Origin of the sequence: Cytobacillus kochii (genome assembly GCF_044790165.1) — a bacterium.
Taxonomy (GTDB): Bacteria; Bacillota; Bacilli; order Bacillales; family Cytobacillaceae; genus Cytobacillus; species Cytobacillus kochii.
This window is the reverse complement of the sequence record NZ_CP085254.1, coordinates 1,517,621-1,535,586: the sequence shown is the minus strand read 5'-3', so window position 1 is coordinate 1,535,586 and position 17,966 is coordinate 1,517,621. Positions and strand designations below refer to the sequence as shown.

At 34.5% G+C, this 17,966-nt stretch carries 22 protein-coding genes; 10 read left to right on the top strand and 12 right to left on the bottom strand.

From position 1 onward, the window contains the following. Positions 1–77 precede the first annotated feature (77 nt). A complete protein-coding gene (locus LG276_RS08180) occupies positions 78–1,064 on the bottom strand; it encodes a lipoate--protein ligase (protein WP_224937669.1) in 987 nt (328 codons plus the stop codon). 13 nt (positions 1,065–1,077) lie between these two features. Next, positions 1,078–1,812, bottom strand: a complete 735-nt coding sequence (locus LG276_RS08175) for an MBL fold metallo-hydrolase (protein WP_224937668.1) — start codon at positions 1,810–1,812, stop codon at positions 1,078–1,080. Positions 1,813–1,970: 158 nt separating this feature from the next. Here LG276_RS08175 and yhfH point away from each other — a divergent pair, with 158 nt between their 5' ends. Further along, positions 1,971–2,105: a protein YhfH gene (gene yhfH, locus LG276_RS08170; protein WP_095369898.1), complete on the top strand. Its 135-nt coding sequence runs from the start codon at positions 1,971–1,973 to the stop codon at positions 2,103–2,105. Between the two features lie 649 nt (positions 2,106–2,754). On the opposite strand, the gene LG276_RS08165 is transcribed toward yhfH, so the two are convergent. The 3 genes from LG276_RS08165 to hemE form a co-directional block, all read right to left on the bottom strand. After that, positions 2,755–3,333 carry a TetR/AcrR family transcriptional regulator gene (locus LG276_RS08165; RefSeq protein WP_251161295.1) on the bottom strand — a complete coding sequence of 193 codons (579 nt, stop codon included), beginning with the start codon at positions 3,331–3,333 and terminating at the stop codon, positions 2,755–2,757. A 105-nt stretch (positions 3,334–3,438) separates the two neighbouring features. Next, positions 3,439–4,374 (bottom strand): ferrochelatase, encoded by a 936-nt coding sequence (gene hemH, locus LG276_RS08160; RefSeq protein WP_224937666.1) that lies wholly within the window; start codon positions 4,372–4,374, stop codon positions 3,439–3,441. Positions 4,375–4,411: 37 nt separating this feature from the next. Then, positions 4,412–5,452: a uroporphyrinogen decarboxylase gene (gene hemE, locus LG276_RS08155; RefSeq protein WP_224937665.1), complete on the bottom strand. Its 1,041-nt coding sequence runs from the start codon at positions 5,450–5,452 to the stop codon at positions 4,412–4,414. A 175-nt stretch (positions 5,453–5,627) separates the two neighbouring features. Between hemE and LG276_RS08150 the strand changes: the two genes are divergently transcribed. Next, positions 5,628–6,128, top strand: a complete 501-nt coding sequence (locus LG276_RS08150) for an antibiotic biosynthesis monooxygenase (protein ID WP_224937664.1) — start codon at positions 5,628–5,630, stop codon at positions 6,126–6,128. Between the two features lie 123 nt (positions 6,129–6,251). Here the strand turns inward: LG276_RS08150 and LG276_RS08145 are convergent, their stop codons facing one another. From LG276_RS08145 to LG276_RS08130, 4 genes are all read right to left on the bottom strand, one after another. Further along, the gene (locus LG276_RS08145) at positions 6,252–7,652 is read right to left on the bottom strand and encodes a hypothetical protein (protein ID WP_404294408.1); all 1,401 of its coding nucleotides are present in this window, start codon (positions 7,650–7,652) and stop codon (positions 6,252–6,254) included. Positions 7,653–7,835: 183 nt separating this feature from the next. Then, positions 7,836–8,552 (bottom strand): EcsC family protein, encoded by a 717-nt coding sequence (locus tag LG276_RS08140; RefSeq protein ID WP_404294007.1) that lies wholly within the window; start codon positions 8,550–8,552, stop codon positions 7,836–7,838. Positions 8,553–8,594: 42 nt separating this feature from the next. Then, on the bottom strand, positions 8,595–9,812 hold the full coding sequence (locus LG276_RS08135) for an ABC transporter permease (protein ID WP_251161293.1): 1,218 nt from the start codon (positions 9,810–9,812) through the stop codon (positions 8,595–8,597). Then, on the bottom strand, positions 9,805–10,545 hold the full coding sequence (locus LG276_RS08130; protein ID WP_404294005.1) for an ABC transporter ATP-binding protein: 741 nt from the start codon (positions 10,543–10,545) through the stop codon (positions 9,805–9,807). Before LG276_RS08130 ends, LG276_RS08135 begins: the two co-directional genes overlap by 8 nt. 569 nt (positions 10,546–11,114) lie before the next feature. Between LG276_RS08130 and LG276_RS08125 the strand changes: the two genes are divergently transcribed. The 7 genes from LG276_RS08125 (at position 11,115) to LG276_RS08095 (ending at position 15,994) form a co-directional block, all read left to right on the top strand. Beyond that, the gene (locus LG276_RS08125; protein WP_251161292.1) at positions 11,115–11,537 is read left to right on the top strand and encodes an HIT family protein; all 423 of its coding nucleotides are present in this window, start codon (positions 11,115–11,117) and stop codon (positions 11,535–11,537) included. Between the two features lie 301 nt (positions 11,538–11,838). After that, the gene (serC, locus tag LG276_RS08120) at positions 11,839–12,915 is read left to right on the top strand and encodes a 3-phosphoserine/phosphohydroxythreonine transaminase (protein WP_341055044.1); all 1,077 of its coding nucleotides are present in this window, start codon (positions 11,839–11,841) and stop codon (positions 12,913–12,915) included. 127 nt (positions 12,916–13,042) lie between these two features. Beyond that, complete coding sequence (locus LG276_RS08115; protein WP_224937658.1) at positions 13,043–13,570, top strand: tryptophan transporter; 528 nt, start codon at positions 13,043–13,045, stop codon at positions 13,568–13,570. A gap of 144 nt (positions 13,571–13,714) precedes the next feature. After that, positions 13,715–14,089: a YtxH domain-containing protein gene (locus tag LG276_RS08110; protein ID WP_251161291.1), complete on the top strand. Its 375-nt coding sequence runs from the start codon at positions 13,715–13,717 to the stop codon at positions 14,087–14,089. A 255-nt stretch (positions 14,090–14,344) separates the two neighbouring features. Then, complete coding sequence (locus LG276_RS08105) at positions 14,345–14,920, top strand: HTH-type transcriptional regulator Hpr (protein ID WP_224937656.1); 576 nt, start codon at positions 14,345–14,347, stop codon at positions 14,918–14,920. A gap of 248 nt (positions 14,921–15,168) precedes the next feature. After that, complete coding sequence (locus LG276_RS08100) at positions 15,169–15,720, top strand: DUF3267 domain-containing protein (RefSeq protein WP_224937655.1); 552 nt, start codon at positions 15,169–15,171, stop codon at positions 15,718–15,720. Between the two features lie 94 nt (positions 15,721–15,814). Beyond that, on the top strand, positions 15,815–15,994 hold the full coding sequence (locus LG276_RS08095; protein WP_095369911.1) for a hypothetical protein: 180 nt from the start codon (positions 15,815–15,817) through the stop codon (positions 15,992–15,994). A gap of 72 nt (positions 15,995–16,066) precedes the next feature. Here LG276_RS08095 and LG276_RS08090 read toward each other — a convergent pair whose 3' ends face one another. Together LG276_RS08090 and LG276_RS08085 are read right to left on the bottom strand one after the other, a co-directional pair. Then, positions 16,067–16,168 (bottom strand): YjcZ family sporulation protein, encoded by a 102-nt coding sequence (locus tag LG276_RS08090; protein ID WP_095369912.1) that lies wholly within the window; start codon positions 16,166–16,168, stop codon positions 16,067–16,069. Between the two features lie 63 nt (positions 16,169–16,231). Further along, positions 16,232–16,321 (bottom strand): YjcZ family sporulation protein, encoded by a 90-nt coding sequence (locus LG276_RS08085; protein ID WP_095369913.1) that lies wholly within the window; start codon positions 16,319–16,321, stop codon positions 16,232–16,234. Between the two features lie 281 nt (positions 16,322–16,602). On the opposite strand from LG276_RS08085, the gene LG276_RS08080 reads away from it, so the two are divergent. Beyond that, the gene (locus LG276_RS08080; protein WP_251161290.1) at positions 16,603–17,490 is read left to right on the top strand and encodes a peptidylprolyl isomerase; all 888 of its coding nucleotides are present in this window, start codon (positions 16,603–16,605) and stop codon (positions 17,488–17,490) included. Positions 17,491–17,595: 105 nt separating this feature from the next. On the opposite strand, the gene LG276_RS08075 is transcribed toward LG276_RS08080, so the two are convergent. Then, positions 17,596–17,784 carry a sporulation YhaL family protein gene (locus LG276_RS08075; RefSeq protein ID WP_224937653.1) on the bottom strand — a complete coding sequence of 63 codons (189 nt, stop codon included), beginning with the start codon at positions 17,782–17,784 and terminating at the stop codon, positions 17,596–17,598. Positions 17,785–17,966 lie beyond the last annotated feature (182 nt).

Genomic DNA, 17,966 nt, shown 5'->3' with positions numbered 1-17,966 from the left:
ATAAAAAAGCATAAAAGTTCTTCATCCTTAACGGTGAAAATACTTTCATGCCTTAGTATTCACAGACTGATACAGCTTTAATATACTAAATTCACAAAGTCTTCTATTGTGATATTACCGAAATAATGTTTTATATTTATACCAGCTAGCGCCTTTTCAATTTCACTTTTTTCGTAGCGGATGCCTTCTAATTTTTCTTCAATATCGGTTACATCTCCGACACCAAAGAAATCACCGTAAATTTTACATTCAGTAATTTGTCCTTTTGTTACATTCAGTCTAATGTCAATAGAACCTACTGGGAATCTCTTAGAATGCTCATAATCAAATTTTGGTGACTTGCCATAGTTCCACTCCCAATTTTGATATCTTTGTTCTGATATTTTGTGAATTTCTTCCCAGTCTTTTTCTGTTAGGCGATATTCACTTACTTCACTACCTTCAAAGATATGCTGTAAAATTAATTGTCTAAATTCTTCAATAGAAATTTTTTCCGTTAAAAATTCAGAGATGTTTGCTACCCGGCTGCGAATAGATTTGATTCCTTTTGATTCAATCTTATCCTTTTTCACTTTAAGTGCGGAGACAACATTTTCTATTTCTGAATCGAGCATTAATGTTCCATGACTAAACATTCTCCCTTTTGTGGAGAACTGCGCATTTCCAGAAATTTTTCTCCCTTCTACTGTCAAATCATTTCTACCGCTTAATTCTGCATTTACACCTAACTTGTTTAGAGCAGTAATCACTGGTTCAGTGAATTTCAAGAAATTATGAAAGCTTTCGCCATCATCCTTTGTGATGAAACTAAAGTTTAAATTACCAAGATCATGGTATACAGCACCGCCACCAGATAAACGGCGCACTACATGCAATCCATTTTTTTCAACGTATTCTGTATTGATTTCTTCAATCGTATTTTGGTTTTTACCAATGATGATTGATGGTTTATTTATGTAGAACAATAGATATGATTCATTAATATCTAAATTCTTCAACGCATATTCTTCAATAGCTAAATTAATGCGAGGATCTGTAATTCCTTGATTATCTATAAATTTCATGGTACCCACTCCTTTAAATTTCAAAAGTCATGCCAAAAGCGGCTAGACTAATCGGTCCGTTGTACTCTGTTAAAGCTTCATCCTTTAACGATTCTATATTACCATAATGGGGCAAATGGGTTAATAGAAGATGCTTCACTTTGGCTATTTGTGCTAACCGACCAGCATCATAGCTATTCATATGTCCCGCATTTTTACCTTCTTGATGTCCATAAAAATTACACTCACATAGAAGTATATCTGCTTTATGAGCGAATCCTTCTAACTCTTCTTTATATGAAGTATCACCTGTATATACAATTACTTTATTATCTACTTTTATGCGCATCGCATAGCATAATACAGGGTGGTTGGTCCGTTGAAAAGTAATTGTAAAGGGGCCAACTGTTAATGGTAGGCTTTCTTTAATAGGTACACCTTCTGAGATATTTTTATAATTTAATTTTTGGAATTCATATTCATTTTCATCATGCCCATAAATCGGTAAAATACTTGTTTTTTTTCCTAAGTATCCTTGAATTAATCGAGCGTGTTGAAGTACACCTATATCAGCATGATGATCTGGGTGGTAGTGGGAAAGTATGACTGCGTCTAACTCCTCTGGTTGTTTAATCTCTTGCATTTTGGATAAAACAGCACTTCCACAGTCAATTAATAATGTAAAATCATCATGCTCTAATAAATACCCAGCAGTTGCTTCTCCCACTTTTGGATAACCTCCACATGCACCTATAACCGTTAATTTCATTGCATTTCCCTCCTTTTGATTCATCTCTAACTATACTAAATTATGCCCATTTTTTCATTTTTTCTAATTTGTATTGAAACAGTTGTTGACTATATTAAACTGTTATAATACAATGTAAATATCAAAACAATTCAATTAACGATTAGGAGGCTTCAACCATGGTTCAAAACATTTTAGATTTCTTTAGGAATCTCCCACAAAAGCAATGTACTGAATGCGGGAAGTCCATCGAAGAGCAACATGAATGTTACGGTAATAAGTGTGACCATTGTTTAGGTGTCTCAGATTTGTAGAATGCTAGTTTCCCATCCCTTAAATATATAACATTGGAAGAAGAAGGCGTGCTCCCCTTAGCAAGTCTTCTTTTTGTTTTACTCCCAATTCAACATCTTGTGGCATCCTGTCGACACCACTTGAATAAATCATTTTTATGGAAATAGAACATCTCAAATCTATAATAGTAACTTAGAAAAGAAGACAATAATTGCAGATAATGAATAGTAGTAACGAGCATGCTCCGAATTCAACGATCCATCTAGAATGAATGACTTTTGAATCCATGTGTGAAAAGAATAAATACTGTTAAGAAAAATCTCAGCTTGCCATTTCTTTTCCTGTTTTTGATCTGAGTAAGAGGCAAATCACCTTTGCTCAGCTCTCATTTCCAATTTCCGATTTTGAGTGACTTGCAAACTCTATTTGCTCGGCATCATTTCTGTTATTCAAACAGAATGACTTATTTAAGGCAGGACCCTTTTACCCGCTGAGTGAAGATTGGTTTTGCTAGAGTAAGCTAATTCTCACAATATTTTACCGCTGCTTAGATTTACCTTTTAAATAAACACGATGCAAATAACTGTTATCTAAAATCACTTTATTAGAAACAAAAAACCAGCCCACACTTGATGTGCGAGCTGATTTGATGATGATTCCATTCTATATTCATGATTTTATAAGCCCTTTAAACACATACCTTTCCATAAGCTCAGCGATTTCACTTTTCGAAAGTGGAGCATGCTGTCTTTCCCAATCAAAAATGAGTGATATGTATAACTTTAACATAATAAAGGCAGTCAATTCAGGGTCGCACGGTTCTATTTCTCCTTTATCAATACCTAATGTTTTTACCTTTTCTCCTATATAAGAAATGATTTCTCTTTCTATTTTGTTCGTCATCTCTATAACTGCAGTGGTCCCCATTTCTTTTCCCTCTTGGAACAGCTTAATTGTTAATTGATGCTCTAGTCTATATTCCAAAATACGATATAGAGCTAAATGTAAATTTTCTTGTAATGATAAATCCGATGACAAAACCTGCTCTGCCTCTATTTTCATTTCTCTAATAAGTGCCGTAATAATTTCATCGAATAATTCTTCTTTATTTTTAAAGAAAGTGTATATTGTCCCTTTTCCTACATTAGCGATTTTGGCTACCTGCTCCATTGTTGTAGCTTTATAGCCAAAAAGAGAAAATGATTTTGTGGCAGCTTGAATAATTAATTGTTTACGGTCAATGGCCATCTACTTCTCCCCTCTCTATGACCAAACTGTTCACATTGTCAAAAAAATCCTTAAAAAAGTAACCGCTCCTTTATGAAAATAAAAAAAGCGGTTGCAATCAACTCATTACTTATTTTTCATTCTGTCTAAGACAACTGTTGCTAAAGAATCAATAAACGCTGGATGACTATTTGGCATTTCTGGACGATAGTAGGCAGCTCCTATTTCATCTGTAACCACCTTACATTCATAGTCATTATCATATAAGACTTCTAAATGATCAGCGACAAAACCGACTGGTGCATAAATAAATGCTTTATAGCCTTTTTTTGCATGTAAATCTCTTGTTAAATCCTGCACATCAGGTCCTAGCCATGGGTCAGGTGTATTTCCTTCGCTTTGCCAACCGACAGCAAATTCACGAACGCCAGCTTCTTTAGCAATTAACTCAGCCGTTTCTTGTAGTTGTTCAGGATATGGATCACCATATTCTTTAATCTTTTCTGGTAAGCTATGTGCAGAGACAATTAAAATATATTGATCTCTTTCTTCACTTGACATTTTAGCAATTTGCTTCTTCACACCATCTGCCCAAAATTGAATAAATTTCGGTTCCTTATACCAACTATCGACTGAGTAAATAGTTGGACCGCCAAGCGTCTGAGCTTTATCTTCTGCTCGTCCATTATAAGATTTAATGCTAAAAGTAGAATAATGTGGTGCAAGAACAAGACTGACAGCTTTAGTAATCCCATCATCATGCATTTGTTGAACTGCATCTTCAACGAATGGTTCTATATGCTTTAATCCGATATAAGCTTTAAACTCAAATTGATCTTGAATTTGATTTAAATGCTCTTGAAGTGATAGCGCTTGATTCTCAGTTATTTTTGCTAATGGCGATATTCCTCCAATCGCTTTATAGCGACTCTTTAGATCTTCTAACATCTCTTCCGATGGAGTTCTACCATGTCTAATATGTGTGTAGTAACGTTCAATATCTTCTTCTTTATAAGGTGTTCCATAAGCCATTACTAACAAACCAATTTTTTCTTTATTCATTCTTACACCTCTTTAAAAATGATTACTTTTTCTTTTATTATTTCCCAAATTGTTCCTTAGAATAACTGTGGATAAACGATGTGAGTTTTTTTAATGTCTCAGGATTTACTTCTGGGAAGACGCCATGTCCTAAGTTGAAAATATATCCGGGTTGACTCATTCCTTCATCAAGAATAGTACGGACCTTTTTCTCAATTACTTCCCACGGAGCAAGTAGCAAGGCTGGCTCTAAATTCCCCATCACTGTCTTTGAAATACCTCTTGACCTTGCTTCACTAATTGGCAACCTCCAATCAAGGCCTACAACATCAATTGGAAGGTCATTCCATTCATTCGCTAAATGACTCGCGCCAACACCGAACATAATAAGTGGTACCCCTTCATCTTTCAAGCCAGAGAAGATTTTTTCCATGACAGGTTTAATATAAATACGATAATCTTCTACATTTAATGCACCAACCCACGAATCAAAAACTTGAATGGCACTAGCACCTGCTTTAATTTGTGCTTTTACGTATGTAATTGCCATTTCACCTAATTTATCCATTAGTGCAAACCATGCTTTTGGTTCTGAATACATAAACGCTTTTGTCTTATAATAATTTTTAGAAGGTCCACCTTCAATCATATAACTCGCTAATGTGAATGGTGCACCGGTAAAACCAATTAACGGCACAGTTAATTGCTCTTTTGTTAATAACTTAATCGTATCTAGAATATATGGAACATCTTCTTCAGGATGTATCTCGCCGAGCTTCTCAACGTCTTGCATCGAACGAATTGGTTCATCAATGACTGGACCCACACCAGGTTTTATGTCAACTTTCACACCGAGACTTGGAAGCGGTGACATGATATCCTTGTACAAAATAGCGGCATCATTGTTATACTGTTCTACAGGAAGTCTTGTTACATATGCGCATAATTCAGGTTGATGTGTAATCTCGAACAAAGAGTATTTTTCCTTAATTGCGCGATATTCCGGCTGTGATCTGCCTGCTTGTCTCATATACCACACAGGCACATAATCAGTCTTTTCTCCTCGAGCCGCTTTAAGGAATGTATCATTTATAGTCATTAAATTAAGTCCACCTTTCATTTGCCTTATGTATTTTCCATACAAATAAGCTTAGAATTATTCTTATTTAGTAAATGTTCACATTAACTATAACTTTTTTCGGTGTTTATTGTACAGTACCCGCTTCAAATGTCGAAAATTTGACGTTTTTATCATCAAAATCGAGGTGAAAGTAATGAATCTTTATATGACAAGCGGCACTAAAAATTTTCTACTTCCACTGATGGAAAAATTCAGTAATGAGAATATCGTTCTCATGCAAAATAGTCAGAATACCCTATTAGTACATGAAACAGAAAGCAAAAAAAGTAAGTTTCAACAACCAAAATCTTATCACATCCATGATTCAACTGGAGACCTTCATAGAAGTAAATTTATTGCTATTCAATATATCCCCTTAACTGATGAAGGAAAACCCATTTTCGAATTCAAATTTCAGCAATTCTCTTCAAACTTTACAAATACAAATGGGTTCCAAGCAGCTAGGGTTTTAACTCCGATGAAAGGTCATACTTATGTAATTATTACAGCCTGGGACTCCGAATCTTCATATAAGAACTGGGAAAGTACAAATCCTATAGCAAAAAAAATACAGGAAGAACAAAGTAGTAAGAAAGAATTACTATCAGATCCTGCATATACCAGTTTTTATTATATACAAACGGCAGATAAATAAAAGCTTTCCCACTTAAAAAAAACATCAGTCAATTACAGTAATAGACAAAAACGCTCGCGACGAAATGTTTATAAAAAGGCTGAGGCTACTTCACTTCGCCTCAGCCCTATCAATTTTATATCACTATATTAAAAACATCGCTACAATTGTTGTCACAATCAAGCCAATGACGACAGGAAGAAAATTACGCCTCGCTAACTCAAATACATCCACTTTACATATAGCGGCAACGGGAATCATTGCCCATGGAATTAACGCCCCGCCACCTACCCAAATTCCTGCAATTTGACCTAAAGCAGTTAATGTTGCTGCACCACCACCAATCGCTGTACCAAACAAACTACCAATAGATCCAGCCAAAGATATTCCTGAAAAACCTGATCCATCCAAACCAGTTATTGCTCCTACTACCGTTAATGTAATCGCACCAACTTGTGCAGTTAATGGTACAACAGATGCAAGTGCAAAGCCTAAATCGTTGACGATTCCATGTGAATGTTGAGGAAGCTGCTCTCCGATGATTGCCTGAAACCCAGCATCTCCCAAATAAAAGAATGCAGCAATTGGAATCACTGGTCCAAATACTTTAAACCCGAATTGAAATCCTTCGACTAAATAAGTGGTTATTTTTTCGAGGCCTTTTTGTCTATGAGAAAATAATGTAATCGTGAGTAAAATGAGAATGGCTGTACCCCCAATTAAAGCGGTCGCATCTCCTCCTTGAAGGTCGAATAAAAACATAACAACCACATCAATCACAAATAAAATGGGAATAAGAATAGCAAAAATCTTTTTTTGTATAGGTGTAAGTAGGTTTGCTTGCGGTAAATCAGTTGGTAAATCTGTACTTTCCGTCATAGCTGTTGACATATTAAGTTTGCCTGAATTCATATCCCTCTTAATAAAGAAAAACGCTGTTAAGGTGGTCACAACCCCCATAACAATGACGAGTGGAATACTTGCTGAGATGACATCACCAACTGGTAACCCTGCTGCGTCTGCAGTCAGTTTAGGAGCAGCCTGAATAACAAAGTCTCCTGATAATGCTATACCATGACCAAATAAGTTCATTGACATCGCTACTGCTAATGCAGGCAGACCTGCTCTTAAAGCCACTGGTAATAACACTGCACCAATTAAAGCAACTGCTGGAGACGGCCAAAAGAACCATGAAATTCCCATCATTAAAATACCTATTACCCAATAAGCTAATGTTGGTGTTTTAATCAGTTTAGTAAATGGTGAAATCATGACATCATTAATGCCAGTTGATGTTAATGTTTTGCTCATACCTACAATAATTGAGATGACTAATATTGTAGGTAATAATTCCGTAATAGCAAAAATAAAACTGTTAAAAATTCCACTGATCGAAGAATTAATCGAATTCGTTGCTGTGATCGCGATTAAGAATATCCCGACTATACAAATAAAGGTTGTATCTCTTCTAGCGACCATAAATCCAATAATTAACAAAATAAACACAACATAAATCCAATGTATTGCTGTTAATTCGACGCCCATGTTCGTCATTCTCCCCCCTCATCCATTTATTAGGCATCTGCCCTAATGGATTACTTTAAAATATGTTTGGGAGAAAAAGTTGTGTGTATCACCATTCGACATGGCCAATTTTTTTGTCGGAATTCCCCGGGAAATATGTTTTAATAACAAAAAACCACAGAAGTAACATCTGTGGCACTTAGTTCAGTTATTTTGTTGGATTCTTCTTAACCGATAAGCATTTTTAGCGACCGCCCCTAATTGTTCTAATAAGTGAAAATTAGCATATGCACCAACGACCGCACCAATCCCAGGAATCATTTGTAGCATTTTAATTAAGTCAATATGGTCCCTGTATTCTTGTTGAAATACCTGCCAATCCATATCTACAAGTTCTACTTTCCTATTTTCCCAATCTTCAATGATATCCATTGTTTCTCTGCGTTTATCATCACTTGAAAATGCTAATTGGAAAATATGAAGTAAAAATAATCTTTCTTCATATTCTGAAGTATCAAAGCCATATATCATTGCTGCTTCAAATAGGAACTTCATTTTTATGCTAAGAAGCAGTGGAAAATCGGCTAACCCACCTATAAAACCTACAGCACCTGTTCCTGCTCCTTCAACGGAAGCCGTATTTCTATATTTAATCAACGTCTCTGTTAACTTTTCATCTTGTTCCTGTAATGTAACCACTATTTGAGAAGGTCTCTTTGTTGTATATTCACTCCCCCATAATGTAGCTTTTACCATATGCTTTATCGCATCTGTTATCAAGTGATGAGCTTTTTCTGGGATTAATCCATTGAATTTATCTTGGGCCTGTTTGGAGGTTCTTTTCCATAATCTTGACTTTTTCCGCATTTGATAAAGCCAATCTTTTACTTCTCTTGAGACAGCCTCCTCATAACTCCCCATAATATCACCACACTCCATTATCAATTATTACTTTCTATCAGCTTACGGTTGAGAACGCAATGTTTTCATCATATAAAGATATGCATAACCAACGGCTACTGACCCACTTAAGACGAGCACACCAAAACCTACAAAGAAATTCCCTTTTATCATAATGAGTAACGCATAAATGATGGCTTGAATGATCAGCACACGAGCAATTAACCATTTAAATGAATTTTCTCGAATTTTAACATCGACTGGGTATAGATCTATCCATAATTTATTTTGATGTTGTCTCCACAATGGCACGAGTTGAAACCCAGTTAGATAGATAAAAAGCATGGCAATAACAATTTGCGCGATTCCATTATTAATAAAATAAATCAACACACCGCCGATGGCTGTTAAACGGAAAAAGATGCCTAGATAATCTCCCGTTCGGAGAAAAGTTCTTAAGTATAAATAATGAAAGGTGTTTTCCTGCTGATAGGAAACCGATTGTAATAACCAGTCCAACCATTTTCTCCGCTTAATTTGATCACGTAAATGTGGTACATCTGTAAACATATTTGCCACACGATAAAACTTGGCCATTTTTCTCTCTTCCGATTGAATTAAGAATTCCCACTTTAATCCTTTTCCTTTTGTTTTCTGATAAAAATACAAATAAAGTAATAAGAGAATACCTATAGTGGCGATCGTGAACCCAATATGTGCTGAGCTAAATATGAAAAATAACAACGCAACATTAATGACGAATCTAACAAATGAGTCAATTAAATGGGTTGTATAATCCATCTCATATTGGACTCGCCAACGAATAAGCATATTCACACCTTTTACTAACAACAAAATAATTAAAAACGGAAAAAACGAACTGAAATCTCCTTGATTTACACTTGCATACAACGGCATTAACACGGCCAAGCCAATAAGAATTAAGTAGGAGGATAATAAAAAGCTAGTTAAAATTGCTTTCTTGAAATACCTACCTAGTTTATTCTCTAATGGCAGTAAAAACACACGATCTGCTTCTTCTAAAAAGGTATAAATCGGGCTATATGTAACGATAAGACCAAGTAGAATGGCCATAATTTCTGCCACTGGAAAATCCGAAGTGAGCGTTTTTAGCCACTCTTGATAATAATAGGCCACTGTACCAATAAGAAATACCATTACAATAACGATGTGGCCATTGAAAATATATTTTAAATAGCGACTTAGTTCCTTTGTTCTATTCGCTAAGCGATTCTTCCAGATACTTTGTATATCATTCATAATTTTCTTCCTTTGTTAACTGGATATATAAATCATCTAATGTAGCACCAGCCATATTAAATTGTACCCTTAGCTCTTCTAATGTGCCTTTCGCTCTAATTTCACCTTCATGTATGATCACAAAGCGATCACAATATCTTTCTGCAGTTGCTAAAATGTGAGTGGACATCAGGATACCTGCGCCGGTATTTTTCATTTTCTCCATTAAATTCAATAGTGATTGAATTCCGAGCGGATCGAGCCCTACAAAAGGTTCATCAACAATATATAAGGAAGGTTGTACAAGGAAAGCACACATAATCATTACTTTTTGTTTCATTCCTTTAGAGAAATGGGCAGGAAACCATTTTAAGCGCTTTTCCATCCTAAATTCTTTAAGTAACTGTGCTTTTCTTTCTTTTAAGGTTTCACGTTCGAGTCCATAAGCCATAGCTGTCATTTCTAAATGTTCATCTAAAGTTAATTCATCATACAAAATTGGCGTTTCTGGTATAAAGGTATATTGTCTACGATACGCATCTTTGTCACTTAAGAATGTTTTCCCATTAATTGTTATCTCACCTTTATTTGGCTCCATAAGACCAATAACATGCTTGATTGTTGTACTTTTACCTGCGCCATTCAGTCCAATTAATCCTACAATTTCATTCGGTTTGACATTAAAGGAAATACCCTTTAATACCGGATTTCTCGTATAACCACCTGTTACCTCTTTAATATTTAATAAAGTCATTTGATCGACCTTCCTTGTAAAAAGTTATTCTTATTGTAAGTAAATTAAAACCATATTGTAAAGAAAACAACTATTTTTTTGGGTGACGCATATCTCTTCTTATTACGGGCATTCTATTTTATGAAGGGGAATACAAATCAACATTCATTATCTTAATGAATGAACTTGAATGAGGTGTCTACGGCAGACAATAATCTTTCAAACCGATTGTAGCTTCAAATGCAACTATTAAAGGAGATGTTTTTATTGCACAAATGTAATGAAAACGCATTGAGCTTTTTTTAAACATTTAAATCGCTTTACCGAAAGTGGTTTAAATCATCATTTCTAAATGAGGTGTTTATTAAAGATACCAATTACAAGTAGTTTGTGATGGTAGTTATTCAATGCATTTAACAAAACTGTCAAATGAGGTGTTTGTTAAAGAGTATTTCCAAGAGTAGAAGCCAAGAAGCATTCCCCTTCAATTTCGGCAGGATTCTTATTGAATCCTGCTTCTTTTATTTATGAATGGTCTTAATTTATGATAAAATATGGTCAATTCAAGTATTAAGGGAGATGAAAAAAATATGAGTGACTGCATCTTTTGTAAAATAGTAGCTGGAGAAATCCCCTCAGCAAAAGTGTATGAAAATGAGCATGTCGTTGCATTTCTAGATATCAGTCAAGTAACCAAAGGACATACGTTGATTATTCCAAAGGTTCATAAAGAAAATATCTTTGAACTAGATGAAGAAACAGCCCGTCACGTATTTGAAGCTGTTCCAGCCATTAGCCGTGCGCTTAAAGCAGAGTTCCAGCCTGATGGATTAAACACGATTAATAATAATGGGGAAATTGCTGGCCAAACGGTCTTTCATTATCATATGCACCTTATTCCTAGATATGGCCAAGGTGATGGTTTAGGTGTCGTATGGAAAACACATACTTCAGAATATACACCTGAAGATCTCCAAAAGATGTCACAGCAAATACATAGTCATTTATCATAAACCTTTTATCAGGCACAGCAAGATCTGTGTCTGATAAAACCTATTTACAATATTTCTATCAACCTTCCATGTAGTTGTATCTACACTCAAGACCCCAAAGCCAATAAATCTATATTTTCTCCTCTCCATCTCACTTTCCTTTAACCATCGTCCTGAAAGAAACCTTACTTAAAATATTTCTAAAAAAATTCAAAATCTTTTTAATTAATTCTGTACAAATGTGTTTTTTTTGATAACATAATGATATCTTTATTTCGCTACAGCGATATAGTACAACATTGTGAATGATGGAGGGAAAAGCATGAAACGAGCATTTAACTTTAATGCAGGTCCAGCAACTTTGCCATTTGCGGTCCTAGAAAAAGCAAAAGAAGCTTGGCTAGATTTTAATGGAACAGGTATGGCTTTAATGGAGTTAAGCCATAGAAGTAAAGATTATGAAATAGTACATAACAAAGCTATTGCCTCATTAAGAAACATCCTTTCCATCCCAGATGATTATGAAGTTCTTTTTCTACAAGGTGGAGCGAGTTTACAATTTTCTATGATCCCAATGAATTTGTTAAAGCCAGATCAGACGGCAAACTATATCCTTACTGGCTCATGGTCAGATAAAGCATTAAAAGAAGCCAAAAAGGTTGGTTCCACCCATGTTGCTGCTTCGACGAAGGAAACTGGCTATCATCGCATTCCTGAGCTAGAGGAAATTAATTTGTCAGAAGATGCAGCTTATCTTCATCTAACGAGTAATAATACGATCTTTGGAACACAATGGCACCAATATCCAAATACACAAGTCCCGCTTATTGCAGATATGTCAAGCGATATCTTGTCCCGCCCACTTCAAATAGAGCAATTCGACCTTATTTATGCAGGTGCACAGAAGAATTTAGGACCTTCTGGGGTAACAGTAGTTATTATTCGTAAAGAACTCATTCAAAGTCAACCAGCACTACCTACTATGTTAAACTATGAAACGTTTGCAAAAAATAACTCTTTATATAACACACCTCCAACACTAGCGATTTACCTTCTCTCTCTAGTTTTAGAATGGGTAGAAGAAAATGGTGGGATAGATGCAATAAGCAAGAGAAATGAAGAGAAGTCTTCCCTCTTATACAATATGATTGATAATAGCAATGGCTTTTACATTGGGCATGCTGATGAGAAGAGCCGATCTCATATGAATGTCACTTTTAACTTAAAAAGCGAAGAACTTTCTACCAAATTCCTTGAAGAGGCGAAACAAATAGGATTTGTTGGGTTAAATGGACATCGCTCTGTTGGAGGATGTAGAGCATCTATTTATAACGCTGTTCCATTAGAACATGTAGAAGCTTTAGTATCATTTATGAAGAACTTCAAAGAAAAATATTAACCATAAAATAGATATGTTCATATGATATTTGTGATGTTATAATAAATTAAAGTTCTCGCTGCAAGCAATGAGTGCATTGTAGGAGAATACAGTTCAAAATGAGATTAGCTTGAGGAGAGATGAGAAAATGAAAAGTAAAAATATTGTTGCCCTTGCCCTTTTGGCAGGAATGGGTGTTGTCCTACATGCCATAACTCCGCCGATTTTTATGGGTGTAAAGCCTGACATGATGTTAGTCATGATGTTTTTAGGCATTTTATTATTTACCGACGTCAAAAGCGTTGTTCTTATTGGACTTGTAAGTGGTATTCTTTCAGCCTTGACTACAGGATTTCCAGGAGGACAAATTCCTAATATTATTGATAAGCTGATAACTGCCTTTATATTTTATGGTCTTTTGTCACTGTTAAAAAATATCAGCGCTAAATCAATTGTCGCTATTGTCTTAACAGCGATTGGCACACTGATATCTGGATTTTTATTTTTAACATCCGCTTACATCATTGTAGGTCTACCAGGTGCCTTTATCGGGTTATTTGCAGCAAGCGTCTTACCAACCGTATTATTAAATGCCGGTTTAATGGCAGTATTGTTCCCAATTACAAAATCTATTAATAAACGTACTAAATTAAATGAACACGCGATTCATTTATAAACTTCCCCACCTGTAGTAGACTACAGGTGTTTTTTTTATGTTTAATATAGCTATTAAGCGTGGAATATAAGGGGTAATAGATGTTCTTTTTACTGGATTCATGTATGATATACGTAGACATTAAAATTGAGAGGAGAGTTTAGATTGAAAGCGAAATCACTTTTTTTAGGCTTTGTCGTTGGCGGGGTAGCAGCTGCTGCAGCTACACTCTTTACTGCACCTGCTTCTGGTAAAGATACCCGAAAATATATTACTGTACAATCAAAATCGGCTTCTATTCAAATAAAAGAATTAGGTAAACAACTAACTGATATCAAGAATCAGATCGTCCATGTAGGTGAAGAAGGGAAAGTAGCTCTTTCCACCTTAACCGAAGACGTATCATCTTCCATTAAACAATGGAAAAGTGAAATACTTCCCCATCAACAAAACTTACAACAAGAAATCGCAAATATTGAAAAATCAATAGCTGAATTAGAACAAACCTTAAAACATGCCAATCCAATGAACAAAGAATAAATAGCCTTCTGTTTTACAATCCTTCTTTTTTCTCTAATTATTTTAGAAAAAAAGAAGGATTTCTTATTTTAAAAAAGAAATCTAATATATTATGTTATAAAAATGGTTTGCTTTAAGATTATGCCAAATGCTAACAGAAGTATTACTCCTAAAAACAAGAAACAAAATCTAAAAATTATGCAAATTAATATCTTTATTAATTTTTGCTTTATTGGCATAATAAATATACAATAATAAAAAAGTAGGTGAAGCGAAATGTCAGAAACGAATTTCTCAATCAAGGAAGCCATGCTTTTCAGCCAAAGGGTTGCTCAATTGAGTAAAGCTTTATGGAAATCTATTGAAAAAGATTGGCAACAATGGATTAAACCATATGACTTAAATATCAATGAACACCATATTTTATGGATTGCTTATCATTTAAATGGCGCATCCATTTCTGATGTAGCGAAGTTTGGCGTTATGCATGTATCTACCGCATTTAATTTTTCTAAAAAGCTTGAAGAAAGAGGATATCTTGAATTTTCAAAAAGAGAAAGTGATAAAAGGAATACTTACATTAAATTAACGGATAAAGGTGAAAGCGTTTTTCTAGAATTAATGGAAACATATCATCCAGATAAAAATTCTGTTTTTTCAGGTGCGATGCCTTTAAAAGAATTATATGGAAAATTCCCGGAAATCATTGAAGTGATGGCCATTATCCGCAACATTTACGGAGATGATTTTATGGAAATATTCGAAAAATCATTTTCAAATATTGATAACGAATTTGAGGAAAAAGATGGTAAACTATTAAAGAAAAAAGAATATACAAAAGAATTAGTATAATTTTGTACGATAAAAGCGGAATTATAAACAAACTTCTCCGCTTTTTTATTTTGGTATAAAAGACAATATGTTCATTAAATATAAAATAAAATAAAATAATGAAAACCCTTACATCCCTTCACTTTTATGTTGAAATTTAACAATCATTTTTTTATCGAAAAAATGGTATTGATTTTTCTTAAAGAGGAGAGTAAAGTAGTGTTTGAATTTAAAACATGAGCGCTGAACTGCGAGGGATTATTTTGTTTATGAGCTGTGTAAAGGAGATAAATGTTAACAAGCAGTATGGACAATTATGGTTGGACTTCATGTCTGCTATACTGGCATTTACAGTCTTTATTATCACATATTTACCAATGAATTATTTGTTTCCTGATACAGTGATTAATACAGAAAGTTTAAGTATCTTCACCCTCTTTCTGATTGGATTGTATCCTGTCCATAAATTGATTCATTATATTCCATTAATGCCGGTAAATAAAAATATAAAGAAATCGTTGGAATTACGATCAAAATGTGTACCCATGATACAATTAAAAGTCAATGAACCAGTACCTAAATTGATGTATCTAAGTGCTTTAATCGCACCAATACTATGTATTAATGGAACACTTTTATTGTTAATGTTATCATTTCAACAATATGGAGCGTTTTTCATCATTCTTTTATCTTTGCATATTGGATTATCATGCCGAGATTTAATCTATATAAAAATCGTAATGAATACACCCAAATTTTCATATATTGAAGAGAATGAGGTTGGACTCAATATATTAATACAAATCAAAGAAACTAGATAAAATCCATTCTTCCAACCTTTTATACTATCTTTTTATGATTATTTTTGATATTGTAAAACAATAGACTACGATTGACTAGGGGAGGGAATCATCGATGATCTCCATTTTTATTATTTTTGCTGTATTTATTCTATATAATATTAACAGACTTACTTTTTCCTTATGTTTACAAAAGGAAATCCCAGAGGAGAAACAACCGAAAGTATATCGAACAATTAATGTTTTAATTACGATACTGCTTATTTCTTCCTTTGTTGAAATTGCATTTACTTAAAATAAATGTAAAAAAAGCGGCGAGATTTTCGCCGCTTTTTCTCTGTATGGAAAAGCTTGAGGTATGAATTAATTAGCAAACCCAAGAAGCTCCAATAATTACCAATAAAATGAAAAGGACAACGAGTAAAGCGAAACCTCCACCGTATCCAAATCCTCCACCGCCGTGTGACATGGATTTTCCTCCCTTCTATCGTCCGTTATAAGTTCTTTCTTTATTGTCTTATAACGCTATTTTTTATAACCAAGCAGCACCTACGATGACTAATAGAATGAAAAGAACAACAATTAAAGCGAAGCCTCCGCCGTATCCAAATCCTCCACCCATGATAACACCTCCCTTATTAGGTTGTTACCACATACTATTCAAACACTCTGTCGTGCGAATAGGCGCGTATCTCGTCTTTTTATATTTTCTATAAACTTCTTTGGACGAAATATCATTTTCAATTTCTTTATATCCTATGTTGGACTCTCTAGAATGGTTAGTCTAATACCCAAAATTTTCTTAAATAAACCTAATTTTGTAGTAAATATTTTTGTTAAGGAAATGATTTGTGTTATAGTATTTACTGTGTATATACAACAATAAACGTGGGAGTGTTCAACATGAAAAAATGGATTTTATCCCTTTCTGTTGCAACAGGTGTATTAGTTTTAAGCGCTTGTAGTTCAGGAGATTCTGAAGTAGTAGTCGAAACAGGAAACGGAAATATTACACAAGAAGACTTTTATCAAGCCTTGAAAGAACAATATGGTGAACAAGTTCTTCAAGAACTCGTTTATGAGAAAGTCCTCTCAGAAAATTATGAGGTTTCCGAGGACGAACTTAATGAACAAGTAGATACAATGAAAGAACAATTAGGTTCTAACTTCCAATTAGCACTTGCACAATACGGTATGGAAAGTGAAGAGGACCTAAAAGAAATGTTAAGAACAGGTCTAATGCAAGAAAAAGCGGCAATTAAAGATGTTGAAGCTACCGAAGAAGAAATGAAGGAATACTATGAGAATTATAAGCCAGAAATCCAAGCGCGTCATATTCTTGTAGCGGATAAAGAAACAGCTGAAGAAGTGAAAAAGAAATTAGATGATGGCGAAGACTTTGCAAAAGTGGCGGAAGAATATTCAACTGATACCGCATCTGCTGCCAATGGTGGCGATTTAGGTTGGTTTGGAGCTGGCCAGATGGTTGCAGAATTTGAAGAAGCTGCCTATGCATTAGAAGTAGATGAAATTAGTGAACCTGTTGAATCACAACATGGTTTCCATATCATTCAAGTAACTGACAAAAAAGAAAAAGAATCATATGAAGATATGAAAGAAGAAATTGAATATCAAGTGAAAGTAGCGAAAGTTGATAGTACGATTATTCAAGAAGCAATGCAGAGGGAATTAGAAAATTCAGGTGTGGAAGTAAAAGATAATGATTTTAAAGAGTTATTCAAAGCTCCTGAAGCAGAAGCCGATGATGCAGAAGCAAAAGAAGAACAATAACATAAAAGACCTGGTTATATGACATAACCAGGTCTTTTCTTTGGTCTTAAAACCATTAGACTATTTATGTGTATATTTTCTTTCGTATCTATGGTTCAACCTTTATTATCCTTCTTGCCTTTCATATTGTTCTCGTTTGTCATCCCTAGCGGATTCTAACCTTTGCATATAAACTTCACCTTCCTGCTCAATTTGAGCATTTTCCGCCTTTCTTTCATCCCTACCTGTCTTAATCGCCATAAATGCGCTAATGAAAATACCTGCAATCACAAAGTAAAGCCATATAGGTACCATTGGACTCCTCCTTACTCTCTTATTAGAAAATATGTCTGCTCGTCCCATAATATGCAAAAAATTTTTCATAACCATTTTGCTCACCTTACTCTCATTTCCATAGGCATGACGAACACATACACCCGACTGTTAAACCGCAAAAAAAGCAAGTTATGTGGCATTCTTACATTCCACATACTTGC